The organism is Novosphingobium olei (assembly GCF_037076535.1).
Taxonomy (GTDB): Bacteria; Pseudomonadota; Alphaproteobacteria; order Sphingomonadales; family Sphingomonadaceae; genus Novosphingobium; species Novosphingobium olei.
In genome coordinates, this window is record NZ_AP029021.1 from 421,220 (window position 1) to 436,314 (window position 15,095).

The following is a 15,095-nucleotide window of genomic DNA, read 5'->3' on the forward strand; positions in this document are numbered from 1 at the left end:
CTATGGAACAGCTCGATCAGACTCTCGCCGCGATCGCCGCGGCCGACACGCCCGAAGCGGTGGAAGCGATCCGCGTGGCCGCGCTCGGCAAGCAGGGCTGGGTCTCCGCCCTGCTCAAGACGCTGGGGCAGATGAGCCCGGAAGAGCGGCAGGTGCAGGGGCCGGCCATCCACGCCGCGCGCGAAGGCGTGACCGCGGCGCTGGCCGATCGCAAGGCGGCGCTGGAAAGCGCGGCGCTCGAAGCGCGGCTGGTGGCCGAAACGGTCGATCTGTCGCTGCCCGCGCCCGAGGTGCCGCGGGGTTCGATCCACCCGGTCAGCCAGGTGATGGAAGAACTGGCCGAAATCTTCGCCGACCTGGGCTTTGCCGTGGCGAGCGGGCCGGAGATCGAGGACGACTGGCACAACTTCACCGCGCTCAACATGCCCGAGACGCACCCGGCGCGCGCGATGCACGATACGTTCTACTTCCCCGATACCGACGCCAAGGGCCGGTCGATGCTGCTGCGCACGCACACCAGCCCGGTTCAGATCCGCTCGATGATCGCGCAAGGCGCGCCGATCCGCATCATTGCGCCGGGCCGCGTCTATCGCTCTGATTCGGATGCGACGCACACGCCGATGTTCCACCAGATCGAAGGGCTGGTGATCGACAAGGGCATTCACCTCGGCCACCTCAAGTGGACGCTGGAGACCTTCCTCAAGGCGTTCTTCGAACGCGACGACATCGTGCTGCGTCTGCGTCCCAGTTACTTCCCTTTCACCGAGCCTTCGGTCGAGGTCGACGTCGGCTACACGGTGATCAACGGCAAGCGCGTGGTTGGCGGTGGCGGCGACGTGGAGAACGGCGGCTGGATGGAAGTGCTCGGCAGCGGCATGGTCAACCGCAAGGTGATCGAATTCGGCGGACTCGATCCCGACGAATGGCAGGGCTTTGCCTTCGGCACCGGCGTCGATCGCCTTGCCATGCTGAAATACGGCATGGACGACTTGCGCGCCTTCTTCGATGGCGATGCGCGCTGGCTGTCGCACTATGGTTTCGGGGCGCTGGATGTGCCCACCCTTTCGGGCGGCGTGGGAGTTAGGCCGTGAAGTTCGCACTTTCGTGGCTCAAGACCTTCCTCGACACGGAAGCCGACGCCGATACCATCGCCAAGAAGCTGACCGCGCTCGGACTTGAGATCGAGGGCGTAGAGGATGCCTCGGCCGCGCTCGCCAAGTTCAAGGTGGCGCGCGTGCTGACCGCGGAGAAGCATCCGCAGGCGGACAAGCTGCAGGTGCTGACCGTCGATACCGGGGAAGGCGCGCCGTTGCAGGTGGTGTGCGGTGCGCCCAACGCCCGCGCAGGCCTTGTCGGCGTTCTCGGCGTCCCCGGCGCGGTGGTGCCCGCCAACGGCATGACGTTGAAGGTCGCCGCCGTGCGCGGGGTCGAATCCAACGGCATGATGTGCTCGACCCGCGAACTGGGGCTGGGCGAGGAACACGACGGCATCATCGAGCTGCCTGCCGATGCGCCGGTGGGCACGAGCTTTGCCGACTACCTCGGCAGCGATCCGGTGTTCGACGTGGCGATCACGCCCAACCGCCCCGACTGCATGGGCGTTTACGGCATTGCCCGCGATCTGGCGGCGGCAGGCCTCGGCACGCTGAAGCCGATCGCGACAGGCGGCGTGGCCGGCAGCTATCCCTGCCCGGTGGAGATCCGCACCGACGACCCCGAGGGCTGCCCTGCCTTCTATGGCCGCGTGATCCGTGGCGTGAAGAACGGTCCCTCCCCGAAGTGGCTGCAGGATGCGCTGAAGGGCGCGGGCCAGCGGCCGATTTCGGCGCTGGTCGATGCGACCAACTACGTCATGCTGGGCTATGGCCGCCCGGCCCATGCCTATGACCTGGCCAAGCTGACCGGCGCGGTCGTGGCACGCCGCGCGGTGGACGGCGAAGGCGTGACCGCGCTCAACGGCAAGCACTACATCCTCGATGCCGGCATGACCGTGATCGCCGACGATGCCGGCGTGCACGACATCGCCGGGATCATGGGCGGCGAGCATTCGGGCTGCAGCGACGCGACGACCGACGTGCTGCTGGAGGTGGCCTACTTCAATCCGCAGCGCATCGCCCGCACCGGACAGGCGCTCGCGCTGTCCTCGGATGCACGCACCCGCTTCGAGCGTGGCGTCGATCCGGGGTTTCTCGATACCGGGCTCGACCTGCTGACGCAGCTGATCGTGGAGATCTGCGGCGGCGAAGCCAGCGAAGTGGTGCGCGCGGGCACGCCGCCTTCGGGCCAGAAGACCGTCGCCTATGATCCGGCGCTTGTCGGCAAGCTCGGCGGCGTCGACGTGCCGGGCGGGCGGCAGCAGGACATCCTGGCAGCGCTGGGCTTCGGCGTGATCGATACGGGTGATCACTGGGCCGTGTCGGTGCCGAGCTGGCGTCCGGACGTCGACGGCGCGCCCGACATCGTCGAGGAAGTGATCCGCGTCCATGGCCTTGATGCCGTGCCGTCCGTTGCCTTGCCGCGCGCGGATGGCGTCGCCAAGCCGACCGCGACGCCGGTGCAGACGCTGGAGCGGCGCGTGCGCCGGGCAGCGGCAGCGCGGGGGCTGAATGAAGCCGTGACCTGGTCGTTCCTGCCCGAGAGCGAGGCCGCACACTTCGCCGATGGAAACGGGGGCGTGTGGACGCTCGCCAATCCGATCTCGGAAGACCTGAAGGCCATGCGTCCGTCGCTGCTGCCGGGCCTGCTCGGTGCGGCCAAGCGCAACCTCGATCGCGGCGCCACCTCGGTGCGTGTGTTCGAGGTCGGCCGCCGCTACCTGCGCGGTGAAGGCGGGGCGAGCGACGAAAAGTTGAGCCTTGCCGTCGTGCTCGCTGGTGAGCGTACACCGCGCGGTTGGGCAACCGGCAAGGCCAAGGCGTTCGATGCGTTCGATGCCAAGGCCGAGGCGCTGGCCCTGCTCGGCGAGGCGGGCGCGCCGGTCGAAAACCTGCAGGTCATGGGTGAGGCGGGGCCGCAGTTCCATCCCGGCCAGTCGGCCACCCTGCGGCTTGGCCCCAAGCAGGTGCTGGCGCGCTTCGGCATGATCCACCCCAGCACGGCCAAGGCCTTCGACATCGACGGGCCGGTGGCTCTGGTCGAACTGTTCCTCGATCGCATCCCGGCGAAGAAGGCACAGAGCGGCTTTGCCCGCGCGCCCTTCACGCCACCCGCGCTGCAGGCGGTGACGCGCGACTTTGCCTTCCTGCTGGCGCTGGGCGTGCCGGCGGGCGATCTGCTGCGCAGCGTGCGCGGAGCGGACAAGGCGAACATCGTGGCCGCGCGCGTGTTCGACGATTTCCGGGGCGCTGGCGTGCCCGAGGGCCACAAGAGCGTGGCCGTGGAAGTTACGCTGCAGCCGGTCGAAAAGAGCTACGACGAAGCCGCGCTGAAGGCGATTGCCGACAGGATCGTCGCAGCGGCGGCCAAGCAGGGTGCCACCCTGCGCGGATGAGCCTGTGCGACGAGGGCTTCAGTAGTCCTCGTCGTCGCTGGTGCTGCTGCCGTGGTCGTCCATCGGCTTGCCGAAGGTCGGATCGGGTTCGCCGGCCCGTTCGCGGCGGCGCGCGTTCCAGTCATCGCCCGAGGCATAGCCGGAGCGGGCGTTCGTCTCCGCCTCGCGCCACGCCCGCTGCGCTTCGGACGCCTGTTCCATCGCCTGCTGCTGCAGCTTGGGCAGGGTGGCGAAGGCCGCCTTGATCATCGCGCTGTTGATCGCGTCATATCGGAACGTGCGGTCGGCCATCGTCGATGCGACCTGCTCTTCGCCGACTGCGCGATAGAGATCGGCAATAGCCTCGTTTTCGGCGAGGCCCTGTTCGACCTTGTCGTGGCGACGCCCGGCAGGTGGCAGGACTTCGGTGCTGATGCGGCTGCCGTCGGCTTCGGGGGCGATGTTGGCGGCAAGGCGCAGCATCTCGGTGTCGTTCGCATCGGTCACCGCCCAGACAACCTGGCTGTTGGACGCCGCCACCAGCCGTGTACCGGTGGCCTCGGCGCCGAACATCATCAGCGGCAGATCGCGCTTGACCAGCATCTGGTGCGCCTGCGCGGGCGTGACGGGGTAGTGCGTGCCCTTGCTGCATCCGGCGAGCGCCAGAGTTGCAACCGCGAGCAGTGCCAGTTTTCGCGCCATCATCATGGTTGCCCTCCGCGCTGTTGCGATGCAACACGCAGAAGGGCGGGCAAGTCGGTATCGCCACGCATCGGCTCGGTCCCCCCGGTTGAAGCCGTGTGGAAGGATACCGGCGGCCGCCGAAGAAACCGTTAAGGACAGCGCATGATCTCGATGGACGAAGACGACGACCTGGTGCGCATTGCCAGTCCCGATCTGAAGGTCGCGATCAATCCGCTGGGCGCCGAACTCTGGTCGCTGCGCGATGCTGCGGGCGCCGAATACATGACCGATGCCGATCCGGCATTCTGGACCGGTCATGCGCCGCTGCTGTTTCCCATCGTCGGCGCGCTGGCCGGTGACACACTGCGCGTCGATGGCCGGGAATACACGCTGCCCAAGCACGGCTTTGCCCGCCGCAGCCAGTTCGCCGCCGTCGAAACCGGGCCAGCCAACGCGCGCTTTCGTCTGACCGATTCGCCTGATACCCGCGCTGTGTTCCCGTTCGGCTTCGTGCTCGAACTCGCCTTCTCGGTCGAAGACTTCACGCTGGTGGTCGAAGCGAGCGTGTTCAATCCCAACGACCGCCCGCTGCCCTTCAGCTTCGGCTTCCATCCCGCTTTCGCCTGGCCGCTTCCCGGCGGGGCGGACAAGGCCGCGCACAGGATCGTGTTCGAACGCGACGAACCGCAGGACGTGCGCCGCATCACCAAGGGCACCGGACTGCTGCTGCCCCAAGGCGAGGCGACCCCGGTGAAGGGCCGCGAACTTGCGCTGCGCTCGGACCTGTTCGAGGCTGACGCGCTGATCTGGACCGACCTTGCCAGCCGCAAGCTGTCCTATGGCGCGGATGGCGGAGCGTGGATCGACCTTGCCTTTCCCGACAGCCCGATGTTCGGCGCATGGCAGGTACCCGGCGCACGCTACATCTGCCTTGAACCCTGGGCCGGCGTGGCCGATCCGGTGGGCTTCGACGGTGATTTTTCCGACAAGCCGGGCGTTGTCACCCTGCCGCCGGGCGAAACGGCGCGGTTCCGGCTGGCGATCACGGTGCGGCCCGCATGAAGCGGATGGCGGTGATGATCGCGCTGATCGGTGCGCTGGTGGTCCTTGCGCTGACCGTGGGCGAGCGCGAGCGCAAGGCGGAAATGCGCCACGTCCTGTTCGCCAACTCGGCGCTTGCGGCGGGCGACTTGCGTGCGTGCTTAAGCCAGGGATTGACCGCGAAGGACATGGAAGTTGTCGTCACCTCGCGCGGGTCAGGTTCGCACCTGGAGCTTTCCAGTCGGGGCGGACGCCTGCCTGACAAGACCGAGGCCGAAGCGCTGCGGCTGTGTCTTTCCGCGCGTTGAACCCATGTCGGCACGAGGCCGATGCGTGACAGCGGCGCGCCCCTTCGCTAGGGGGCGCTCCCATGTCCAATCGCCGCACCTTCGCCATCATTTCGCACCCTGACGCGGGCAAGACCACGCTGACCGAAAAGCTGCTGCTGCAAGGCGGCGCGATCCACCTTGCGGGCGAGGTGAAGGCGCGCGGGCAAGCGCGGCGCGCGCGGTCCGACTGGATGAAGATCGAACAGCAGCGCGGCATCTCGGTCACCTCGTCGGTGATGACCTTCCAGAAGGACGGCGTCGTCTTCAACCTGCTCGACACGCCGGGCCACGAAGACTTCTCCGAAGACACCTACCGCACGCTCACCGCCGTCGATTCCGCGATCATGGTGATCGACGCGGCCAAGGGCATCGAGCCGCAGACGCGCAAGCTGTTCGAGGTTTGCCGCATGCGCTCGGTGCCGATCATCACTTTCGTCAACAAGGTCGACCGCGAAGGGCGCAGCGTGTTCGAGACGCTGGACGAAGTGGCCGATGCGCTGGCGCTCGACGTTGTGCCGATGTCCTGGCCGATCGGCATGGGCGGCATCTTCGAAGGCGTGCTCGACTTCGCCACCGACACGATCGCACGCCCCGAAGGCGACAGCCGCGAGTTCCTGGGCAAGCGCGACGCCAAGGGCGAGGGCGCGCCGATCCCGGCCGAGGTGGCCGAACAGATCGAGCTGGCGCAGGCCGGCTATCCGGAATTCGATCTTGAAGCCTATCGCCATGGCGACCTGACCCCGGTCTACTTCGGCTCCGCGCTCAAGAACTTCGGCGTGGCCGAACTGATCGACGCCATCGCCCGCTTCGCTCCGCCGCCGCGCCCGCAAACGTCGGAACAAGGCACCGTCCTGCCGGAACGGAGCGACGTGACCGGGTTCATCTTCAAGGTGCAGGCCAACATGGACCCGCAGCACCGCGACCGCATCGCGTTCATGCGCATGGTTTCGGGCACGTTCAAGCGCGGCATGAAGCTTACGCCTTCGGGCCTGGGCAAGCCGATCGCGGTTCATTCGCCGATCCTGTTCTTCGCGCAGGACCGCGAGATTGCCGATACGGCGGAAGCCGGCGACATCATCGGCATTCCCAACCACGGCACGCTGCGGGTGGGCGATACGCTGTCGGAAAAGAATGACGTCCGCTTCACCGGTCTGCCCAACTTCGCCCCCGAAATCTTGCGCCGCGTGGCGCTCAAGGACCCGACCAAGACCAAGCAGCTGCGCAAGGCGCTCGACGACCTGTCGGAAGAGGGCGTGATCCAGGTGTTCTATCCCGAGATCGGCAGTCAGTGGATCGTCGGGGTGGTCGGCCAGCTGCAGCTCGACGTGCTGATCAGCCGGCTGGAAGCCGAATACAAGGTGGAAGCTGTGCTTGAAGCCTCGCCCTTCGACACCGCGCGCTGGATCAAGGGCAGCGACGCCGCCCTGAAGGGCTTTGCCGATTTCAACCTGTCGAACCTTGCCAAGGACCGCGATGGCGATCCGGTGTTCATGGCGCGATCGGCTTGGGACGTCAGCTACCAGCAGGAGCGCAATCCCGAGTTGACCTTTTCTGCCACCAAGGAAAGGTAGTCCTGCGGGGGTTGCGCAAGGGGGCATCGCGTTGCAGGTAGCGGGCATGAACCTGCTCGGCCCGACTTCGAACACCTTCATCTCGCAACGCCTGCGGCTGCACTACGTCGACTGGGGCAACACCGACAAGCCGCCGCTGCTGCTGGTGCACGGCGGACGCGACCATTGCCGCAGCTGGGACTGGACCGCCGAGGCGCTGCGCGAGGACTGGCACGTCATCGCCATGGACCACCGTGGCCATGGCGACAGCGAATGGACTTCGGACGGCAACTACCGCACGATGGACCTGGTCTACGACGTGGCCCAGCTGATCCATCAGCTCGATCTCGCGCCGGTGACGATCGTGTCGCATTCGTGGGGTGCCAACACATCGTTGCGCTATGCCGGGCTGTTTCCCGAAAACGTGCGCAAGCTCGTCGCCATCGAAGGCATCTTCCCGACGCCTGAGCGCGAGGCGATGATGAAGAACGTGCCGTTCGCGCGGCGCGTGCGCGAATTCATCGGCGAAAAGCGCAAGGCCGCCGGCCGTCTGCCGCGCCGCTATCCCAGCCTTGAAGACGCTTATGCGCGCATGAAGAGCGAGAACCCGTACCTGACCGACGTTCAGGCGCGGCACCTGACGCTCCATGGCATCAACCGCAACGAAGACGGCACTTTCAGCTGGAAGTTCGACCCGCACCTGAACGTCGACGCCGCGCCCTACGATATCAGCCCCGAACAGCTCCATGGGCTGTGGAACGCGATCACCTGTCCCACGCTGCTGCTCAACGGTGCGGATTCGACCGCTGGCAATCCCGAACGCGATGGCCGCATCCAGCACTTCCGCAATGCCGAGGTGGTCGAATTCGAGAACGCCGGGCACTGGCTGCACCACGACCAGTTCGAACGCTTCATCGCGACGCTGAAGGACTTCCTCTGAAGACGCACCCGCCGGGGAGCCTCACGGGGAACCGGCCGCTCGGCGCAGGAATTGTCACCCGGTGCGCCTGACTTTTGCCAGCTACAACATCCATAAGGGCGTCGGGCTCGACCGCAGGCGCGATCCCGACCGTATCCTTGCCGTGCTGCGCGAAATCGATGCCGACGTGATCGCCCTGCAAGAGGCCGACCGCCGGTTCGGGGCGCGCGAAAGCGTGATCCCGCGCGCCAGCCTCGACGATCACAGCCCGTGGGTGCCGGTTGCCCCCGGGATGCGGCCGCTCAGCCTTGGCTGGCATGGCAATGTGCTGCTGGTGCGGCGTGGGATCGAGGTGCGCGATGTCTGTGCGGTTGCGCTGCCCACGCTTGAGCCGCGCGGCGCGGTCTGCGCCGAACTTGCCGTCGATGGGCGGCCGTTCCGCGTCGTCGGCATGCATCTTGACCTGTCGGGCTTGCGCCGCCGCCAGCAGGTGCGCGCAGTCTGCGATCATCTCAAAGCCCGTGACGGTGTTCTGCCCGCCGTGCTGATGGGCGATTTCAACGAATGGACGCAGCGCGGCGGAGCGCTGGCGGCGTTCGATTCCGGCCTCGCGGTACTCGCGCCGGGGCGCAGCTTTCCGGCCCGGCGGCCGCTCGCCCAGCTCGATCGGATCGTGGTGAGCAACGATTGGGCGGTGGAAGCAGCAGGGGTGCATCATAGCCCCCAGGCTGCGATCGCGTCCGACCACTTGCCGGTGTTCGCGCGCCTTTCGCTGTGAGCGACCAGTCCGCTGCCCAAATTTGCGGCAGGGAATGTTGCCCAAAAATTAGGCAGCCACGTTGCGATGCACAAGAATCGAGCGCGCATTAACCCAATTTGGTTGGGTTTGTTCCTGCCTACGTATGTTTTCTAGGCATTTTTCGGTTTGGCATGCCCTTTGCTTTAACTTTCTAGCCGGCGGGACGCCCGGCGGGAAGGCCGCGAAAGGGGGCATGAATGAAGTTCATCATCGCCATCATCAAGCCGTTCAAGCTGGACGAGGTGCGTGAAGCGCTGTCCGGGCTGGGCGTTGCCGGGATGACGGTGTCGGAAGTGAAGGGTTTTGGCCGTCAGAAGGGCCAGACCGAGATCTACCGCGGCGCCGAATATTCGACCAACATGCTGCCCAAGGTGAAGATCGAGATCGCCGCGAGCGATGCGCTCGCGCCGCAGATCATCGAAACCATCCAGCAGACCGCAAGCACCGAAGCCATCGGCGATGGCAAGATCTTCGTGCTCGACCTGGCCTCCGCCACGCGCATCCGCACGGGCGAGATCGGCGACACGGCTCTCTGACTTCCGACATGAGGGGTAACCAAATGATCCGCAAGATGATCAGTGGCGTAGCGGGGCTGGGGCTGACGCTCGGCGCCGCGTCCGCCGCGTTTGCACAGGCCGGGCCGATCAAGGCGCCGACCGCCGAACAGATGGCCACCATGGTCAACAAAGGCGACACCACCTGGATGTTGCTCTCCTCCACGCTCGTCCTGCTGATGAGCATCCCGGCGCTGGCGCTGTTCTACGGCGGTCTCGTCCGCACCAAGAACATGCTCTCGGTGCTGATGCAGGTCTTCATGATCGTGTCGGTTGCGGCCCTCGTCTGGGTCAGCTGGGGCTACTCGATCGCCTTCACCGGCGGTTCGCCGTACTTCGGCGGCCTGTCGAAGGCGTTCCTGATGGGCGTTTCGGCTTCGACTTATGCGGCGACGTTCTCGAACAACGTCTACATTCCCGAATATGCCTACGTCATCTTCCAGATGACCTTCGCCTGCATCACGCCGGCGCTGATCGTGGGTGCCTTCGCGGAACGCGTGAAGTTCACCCCGCTGATGATCTTCACCGTGCTGTGGCTGACGCTGGTCTATTTCCCGATGGCGCACATGGTGTGGTACTTCGCGGGTCCGGACTTCCTGTCGGACAACACCGCTGATGCCGGCCTGCTCTATGGCTGGGGCGCGTTGGACTTCGCCGGCGGCACCGTCGTCCACATCAACGCCGGTATCGCCGGCCTGGTCGGCTGCCTCATCATCGGTCCGCGCCTTGGCCACGGCAAGGAAGCCACGCCGCCGCACTCGCTGACCATGACCATGATCGGCGCCTCGCTGCTGTGGGTGGGCTGGTTCGGCTTCAACGCCGGTTCCAACCTCGAAGCCAACGGCCTCGCCGCGCTCGCCTTCATCAACACTTTCGTCGCCACCGCCGCCGCTGCCGTCTCCTGGTCGATCGTCGAGCAGATCAAGCACGGCAAGCCGTCCATGCTCGGCGCTGCCTCGGGTGCCGTCGCCGGCCTCGTCGCGATCACTCCGGCTTCGGGCTTTGCAGCTCCGATGACCTCGATCGTCCTCGGCCTCGTCGTCTCGCCGATCTGCTTCATCTTCGTCTCGACCGTGAAGAACGCGCTCAAGTACGACGATACGCTCGACGTGTTCGGCGTGCACTGCATCGGCGGCATCGTCGGTGCGATCGGCACCGCGATCGTCGCGGACCCGTCGCTCGGCGGCCAGGGCTGGGTGGACTACACCGTGTTCCCCGCCAAGGCCGGCACGTATGACATGGCGGCCCAGCTGATCACCCAGATCAAGGCGGTTGTCCTGACCCTCGTCCTCTCGGGTGGCGTCTCCGCGATCCTCTTCTTCGTCCTCGACAAGACCATCGGTCTGCGTCCGACCGAGGAAGCCGAGCGCGAAGGCCTCGACATCACCGAGCATGGCGAACGCGCCTACAATTACTGAGTTTTTACCAGCTTGGCGGGGTCGGGGGAGCTGATCCTCTCCCTCTCTTCCCCCGGCACCGCCAGACGATGTTCCTCCTGCGAACAGACTGAAGGCCGGAAGCGCTAGCCCGCTTCCGGCCCTTTTTTGTTGCACGATGGCCAGCGGCGGTCACACTCGCTGCATGAGATTCGACGCAAGCTTCCGCCTCGGCACGCTGGCCACGCTCGCCCTTCTCATCACGCCCGCCCATGCCCTGGCGCGCAAGGAGAAGGGCAAGGACGAGGCCAAGCCTGGCCCCGTGGTGGCTGAAGCCCTGCCGGTCGAAATGACGGGTTCCTACCGCCTCGATGCCGGTCCGGAGATCCGCGGCTCTCTGGTCATCACCGCCGATCACCGCTTCGAATATCACCTCGTCGCGGGCGCCCTGGCAGAGGATGCGTCCGGATCGTGGCAGTTCATCGGCACGCGCACGTGCCTCACCACCGAACCGGCGCCGGTCGCACCCGAATGGCGCGCGGTGCCGGTGGCCAAGGGACCGACGGTGCGCGTCACCTGGCCCAGCGGCGCCGGGATTGCCGGGATCGGCGTGCGGGTCGGCTTCGGCAACGGCGATACCGCTGATGCCGGCGATCTGGCCGGCGGCTACACGCTTGAGGATGGCTGGGTGCTGCCGTCGGGGGAAAAGCGCACGCCGCGCTGGGTCGAACTGATCGAACCCGTCCACAACCTTGCCAGCCCACGCTTCCCCTTCGGTGCCAGCGGGCGGCTGGCGGTGACCTTGGTGCCCAATGACATGGACAAGGCGCGCTTAGACAAGACCTGCGCCGATCTGGTCGGCACCGCGCTGGTGCTGCGCCGCGCGGAAGGCGAGATGAAGTTCTATCGCGAGACGCGCTGAAAGGGGCTGTTTCCTTGATCGCGCAAGGTCGCTAAGGCCCGCTCCCGTGATGGCAGACGTTTCCGACAAATCCGCAGCCCCGATGTCGCCTGTGGGCGAAGTGGCCGATGCCCCGCGCCCCAAGGAATGGATCCTGGGCATCCATGCCTATGTGCCGGGCAAGTCGGCGGGCAAGGACGGCCGGCCGCTGATCAAGCTTTCGGCCAACGAGAACCCGCTCGGCACCAGCGCGCAGGCGCTGGCCGCGCGCGCCGCCCCGCTTGCGCCCTCGCTCTATCCCGATCCTGACAGCAAGGACCTGCGCAAGGCGCTGGGCGATTTGCACGGCATCGCGCCCGAACGCATCGTCATGGGCACCGGTTCGGACGAACTGCTCAACCTTGCCGCGCAAGCTTACGCCGGCGTTGGCGACGAAGTGCTCTACGTGCGCTTCGGTTTTTCGGTCTACGACATCGCTGCGCGGCGCTGCGGAGCCACGCCCGTCGTTGCGCCCGATCGCGACTATGGCACCGATGTCGATGCGCTGCTTGCCAGCGTGACCGAACGGACGCGGGTGGTGTTCCTGGCCAATCCCAACAACCCCACTGGCAGCTACATCGGCCGCAGCGAAATCGCGCGGCTGCATGCCGGGCTGCGCCCGGACATCCTGCTGGTGCTCGACCAGGCCTATGCCGAATATGTGGCGCCCGAAGACGCCGACGGCGCGCTCGAGCTTGCCGCGTCGAGCGCCAACGTGCTGGTTACGCGCACGTTTTCGAAGATCTACGGCCTTGCCGGCGAACGCATCGGCTGGGGCACCGGCGCGCCGGCAATCGTCGACATGCTCAACCGCATCCGGGGCCCGTTCAACGTCTCGCTCACCGCGCAGGCGGCCGGCATCGCGGCGGTGGCGGACCAGGACTTCGTCGAGGCGAGCCGGCTGCACAACCTGCGCGAGAGGACGCGCTTCGTCGCCGCGCTCGAGGCACTCGGCAACCACGGACTTCGTCCGCTGCCGAGCGAGGCCAACTTCGTGCTGATCGAGTTTTCCGGCAAGCTGACCGCCGAAGCCGCCTACGAAGGGTTGATGGAGCACGGCTACATCACGCGCTGGCTGCCGGGGCAGGGGCTGCCGCAGTGCCTGCGCATCACCATCGGCACGCCCGAACAGATGGACGATATCGCCACCGCGCTGCGCACCATGGCAGAGGCCGCACAGTGAGCGCCGCCCCTTTCCGCCACGTCGCGGTGATCGGCCTGGGCTTGCTCGGCGGTTCCGTGTTGCGGGCGGTGCAGCAGTACCTGCCCGATGCGGTGACCACCGGTTACGATGCGGATGCCGGCGTGCGCGCCCGCGCGCGCGAAGTTGCGCTCGGCGGAACGGTTGCCGATAGCGCTGCCGAGGCCGTGACGGGTGCCGATCTGGTCGTGCTGTGCGTGCCCGTCGGCGCGATGGGCGCGGCGGCCAAGGCGATGGCGTCTGGGCTTTCACCGCAGACGCTGGTCACCGACGTCGGGTCGAGCAAGGCCAGCGTGATGGCGCAGCTGGGCGAGGCGTTGCCGGGCCATCCGGTGATCCCCTCGCACCCCGTCGCCGGTACTGAGCAGAGCGGGCCGGACGCAGGGTTTGCCACGCTGTTCCGCAACCGCTGGTGCATCGTCACCCCGCCCGAGGACGCCGATGCCGCACATGTCGCGGCGCTCAATGCCTTCTGGGAGGCGCTGGGCGCACGCGTGGAAACGATGGACCCCGAACACCACGATCGCGTGCTGGCCGTCACCAGCCACCTGCCGCACCTGATCGCCTATACTATCGTCGGCACCGCCTCGGACCTTGAGGAAGTGACCCAAAGCGAGGTCATCAAGTATTCGGCCGGCGGCTTCCGCGACTTCACCCGCATCGCCGCGTCCGATCCGACGATGTGGCGCGACGTGTTCCTCTCGAACCGCGAGGCGGTGCTGGAAATGCTCCAGCGCTTTACCGAGGACCTGACCGAGCTGCAGAAGGCGATCCGCAAGCGCGATGGTGATGCGCTGTTCGATCACTTTGCCCGCACCCGCGCGATCCGGCGAGGGATCATCGAAATGGGCCAGGACGATGCGCGGCCCGACTTCGGCCGCAGCGACCACAATGGAGCGGGTTAGGGGCCACGGACCGTACCGTCAGGAGGCGTGAAGGTCGTCCATGCCGCCTAGATCACCAGAAACAGCACGGCGACGGCGGTCATCACCGCCGTCGACAGCCACCCGCCGAACGCCAGCCCGCGCGATACCACCAAGTTGCCCATGATCCGTCGGTTGCTGGCGATCAGCATCGTCACCACCATCAGCGGCGGGGCGAGCAGGCCGTTGACCACGGCAGACCAGTAAAGCGCCCTCATCGGGTTGATGTCGGAAAAGTTCATCGCGATCCCGGCGCAGGTTGCCAGCGCAATCACCGCATAGAACGCCTTGGCCTCGCGCGGCGCGCGGTTCAGCCCTTCGCGCCAGCCGAACATCTCTGCGATGGCATAGGCGACCGAGCCAGCCAGAATCGGCACGGCAAGCAGGCCAGTGCTGATGATGCCGATGGCGAAAAGCGCGAACGCAAGCTCGCCTGCCAGCGGCCGCAGCGCCGTTGCCGCTTCGACCGAACTGCTGATCTGGGTCACCCCGGCGACATGCAGCGTGGCGGCAGTGGCGATGACGATCACGATCGCGGTCAGGTTCGAAAAGGTCATGCCGATCAGCGTATCGGTGCGGATGCGCCGCAACTCCTTGCCGGCGCTGCGCGGACTGACCATCAGCGGCTTGGTGTGGCGGCGGTGCTGCTCCTCCACTTCCTGCGCGGATTGCCAGAAGAACAGGTAGGGGCTGATCGTCGTGCCGAGCACGGCGACGAGCGCCATGACGTGATCGCTGTCGAAGGCGAAGCCGGGCACCAGCGTGCCCTTGATCGCGGCGGGCCAGTCGACCTGCGCCAGTACGACCACCGCGAAGTATGAGAACAGCGACAGCGTCGCCCACTTGAGCACGTTGGCGTAGCGTTCGTAAGAAACGAAGATCTCGAGCAGGATGCTGATCAACCCGAAGGCGATCGTCGCCGGCAGGACCGGACCGGGCACAATCAGCGCAAAGGCCGCACCCATCGCGCCCAGGTCCGCGCCCAGGTTTATCACGTTGGCTACCAGCAGCAGCAGCACGACGATGCGCAGCAGGCTGCGTGGATAGTGTTCTTTGAGGTTCTGCGCGATGCCGAGCCCGGTGCTGGCGCCGATGCGCGCGCAGATTTCCTGGATCGCGGCCATCAGCGGCAGGCTGAACAGCAGTGCCCAGGTAAGGTTGTAGCCGAACTGCGCGCCTACCTGGCTGTACGTGCCGATGCCGGATGGATCGTCGTCCGCCGCACCGGTCACCAGGCCGGGGCCGAGCACGGCCAGCGGCCCACGGCGTTCGTCCTCGTCCGAAGCCACTGGTTCTTCCGAGGGTTCCCC

Annotated in this window: 14 protein-coding genes; 12 read left to right on the forward strand and 2 right to left on the reverse strand. The window is 66.6% G+C overall.

Annotation, left to right across the window (positions count from 1 at the left end):
* Window positions 1-2 precede the first annotated feature (2 nt).
* The gene (pheS, locus tag AACH40_RS02070; RefSeq protein WP_169494486.1) at window positions 3-1,091 is read left to right on the forward strand and encodes a phenylalanine--tRNA ligase subunit alpha; all 1,089 of its coding nucleotides are present in this window, start codon (window positions 3-5) and stop codon (window positions 1,089-1,091) included.
* A complete protein-coding gene (pheT, locus tag AACH40_RS02075) occupies window positions 1,088-3,490 on the forward strand; it encodes a phenylalanine--tRNA ligase subunit beta (RefSeq protein WP_338643989.1) in 2,403 nt (800 codons plus the stop codon). The genes pheS and pheT overlap by 4 nt, the downstream gene beginning before the upstream one ends.
* 18 nt (window positions 3,491-3,508) lie before the next feature.
* On the opposite strand, the gene AACH40_RS02080 is transcribed toward pheT, so the two are convergent.
* Window positions 3,509-4,177: a hypothetical protein gene (locus AACH40_RS02080; protein ID WP_338643990.1), complete on the reverse strand. Its 669-nt coding sequence runs from the start codon at window positions 4,175-4,177 to the stop codon at window positions 3,509-3,511.
* Between the two features lie 138 nt (window positions 4,178-4,315).
* On the opposite strand from AACH40_RS02080, the gene AACH40_RS02085 reads away from it, so the two are divergent.
* From AACH40_RS02085 to AACH40_RS02130, 10 genes are all read left to right on the forward strand, one after another.
* A complete protein-coding gene (locus AACH40_RS02085) occupies window positions 4,316-5,215 on the forward strand; it encodes an aldose 1-epimerase family protein (RefSeq protein ID WP_338643991.1) in 900 nt (299 codons plus the stop codon).
* Window positions 5,212-5,502, forward strand: coding sequence for a hypothetical protein (locus AACH40_RS02090; RefSeq protein WP_338643992.1), 291 nt, complete (start codon window positions 5,212-5,214; stop codon window positions 5,500-5,502). The genes AACH40_RS02085 and AACH40_RS02090 overlap by 4 nt, the downstream gene beginning before the upstream one ends.
* Window positions 5,503-5,564: 62 nt before the next feature.
* Window positions 5,565-7,094, forward strand: a complete 1,530-nt coding sequence (locus AACH40_RS02095; RefSeq protein WP_338643993.1) for a peptide chain release factor 3 — start codon at window positions 5,565-5,567, stop codon at window positions 7,092-7,094.
* A 46-nt stretch (window positions 7,095-7,140) separates the two neighbouring features.
* Complete coding sequence (locus AACH40_RS02100; protein ID WP_169494491.1) at window positions 7,141-8,013, forward strand: alpha/beta fold hydrolase; 873 nt, start codon at window positions 7,141-7,143, stop codon at window positions 8,011-8,013.
* Window positions 8,014-8,074: 61 nt separating this feature from the next.
* Window positions 8,075-8,770, forward strand: a complete 696-nt coding sequence (locus AACH40_RS02105) for an endonuclease/exonuclease/phosphatase family protein (RefSeq protein ID WP_338643994.1) — start codon at window positions 8,075-8,077, stop codon at window positions 8,768-8,770.
* Window positions 8,771-8,988: 218 nt separating this feature from the next.
* Complete coding sequence (locus AACH40_RS02110; protein WP_169494493.1) at window positions 8,989-9,327, forward strand: P-II family nitrogen regulator; 339 nt, start codon at window positions 8,989-8,991, stop codon at window positions 9,325-9,327.
* Window positions 9,328-9,350: 23 nt separating this feature from the next.
* Window positions 9,351-10,763 carry an ammonium transporter gene (locus tag AACH40_RS02115; protein WP_338643995.1) on the forward strand — a complete coding sequence of 471 codons (1,413 nt, stop codon included), beginning with the start codon at window positions 9,351-9,353 and terminating at the stop codon, window positions 10,761-10,763.
* Window positions 10,764-10,926: 163 nt separating this feature from the next.
* The gene (locus tag AACH40_RS02120) at window positions 10,927-11,643 is read left to right on the forward strand and encodes a hypothetical protein (RefSeq protein WP_338643996.1); all 717 of its coding nucleotides are present in this window, start codon (window positions 10,927-10,929) and stop codon (window positions 11,641-11,643) included.
* An 82-nt stretch (window positions 11,644-11,725) separates the two neighbouring features.
* On the forward strand, window positions 11,726-12,844 hold the full coding sequence (gene hisC / locus AACH40_RS02125) for a histidinol-phosphate transaminase (protein WP_338645889.1): 1,119 nt from the start codon (window positions 11,726-11,728) through the stop codon (window positions 12,842-12,844).
* The gene (locus tag AACH40_RS02130) at window positions 12,841-13,767 is read left to right on the forward strand and encodes a prephenate/arogenate dehydrogenase family protein (protein ID WP_338643997.1); all 927 of its coding nucleotides are present in this window, start codon (window positions 12,841-12,843) and stop codon (window positions 13,765-13,767) included. Before hisC ends, AACH40_RS02130 begins: the two co-directional genes overlap by 4 nt.
* 47 nt (window positions 13,768-13,814) lie before the next feature.
* On the opposite strand, the gene AACH40_RS02135 is transcribed toward AACH40_RS02130, so the two are convergent.
* Window positions 13,815-15,074 carry an Nramp family divalent metal transporter gene (locus AACH40_RS02135; RefSeq protein ID WP_338643998.1) on the reverse strand — a complete coding sequence of 420 codons (1,260 nt, stop codon included), beginning with the start codon at window positions 15,072-15,074 and terminating at the stop codon, window positions 13,815-13,817.
* Window positions 15,075-15,095 lie beyond the last annotated feature (21 nt).

Excerpts from the sequence above, each read along its gene's own strand:
- AACH40_RS02110 (WP_169494493.1), top strand. The coding sequence starts at position 8,989 with ATGAAGTTCATCATCGCCATCATCAAGCCGTTCAAGCTGGACGAGGTG.
- AACH40_RS02085 (WP_338643991.1), top strand. The coding sequence starts at position 4,316 with ATGATCTCGATGGACGAAGACGACGACCTGGTGCGCATTGCCAGTCCC.
- pheS (WP_169494486.1), top strand. The coding sequence starts at position 3 with ATGGAACAGCTCGATCAGACTCTCGCCGCGATCGCCGCGGCCGACACG.
- hisC (WP_338645889.1), top strand. The coding sequence starts at position 11,726 with ATGTCGCCTGTGGGCGAAGTGGCCGATGCCCCGCGCCCCAAGGAATGG.
- AACH40_RS02120 (WP_338643996.1), top strand. The coding sequence starts at position 10,927 with ATGAGATTCGACGCAAGCTTCCGCCTCGGCACGCTGGCCACGCTCGCC.
- AACH40_RS02100 (WP_169494491.1), top strand. The coding sequence starts at position 7,141 with ATGAACCTGCTCGGCCCGACTTCGAACACCTTCATCTCGCAACGCCTG.
- AACH40_RS02115 (WP_338643995.1), top strand. The coding sequence starts at position 9,351 with ATGATCCGCAAGATGATCAGTGGCGTAGCGGGGCTGGGGCTGACGCTC.
- AACH40_RS02080 (WP_338643990.1), bottom strand. The coding sequence starts at position 4,177 with ATGATGATGGCGCGAAAACTGGCACTGCTCGCGGTTGCAACTCTGGCG.
- AACH40_RS02090 (WP_338643992.1), top strand. The coding sequence starts at position 5,212 with ATGAAGCGGATGGCGGTGATGATCGCGCTGATCGGTGCGCTGGTGGTC.
- AACH40_RS02095 (WP_338643993.1), top strand. The coding sequence starts at position 5,565 with ATGTCCAATCGCCGCACCTTCGCCATCATTTCGCACCCTGACGCGGGC.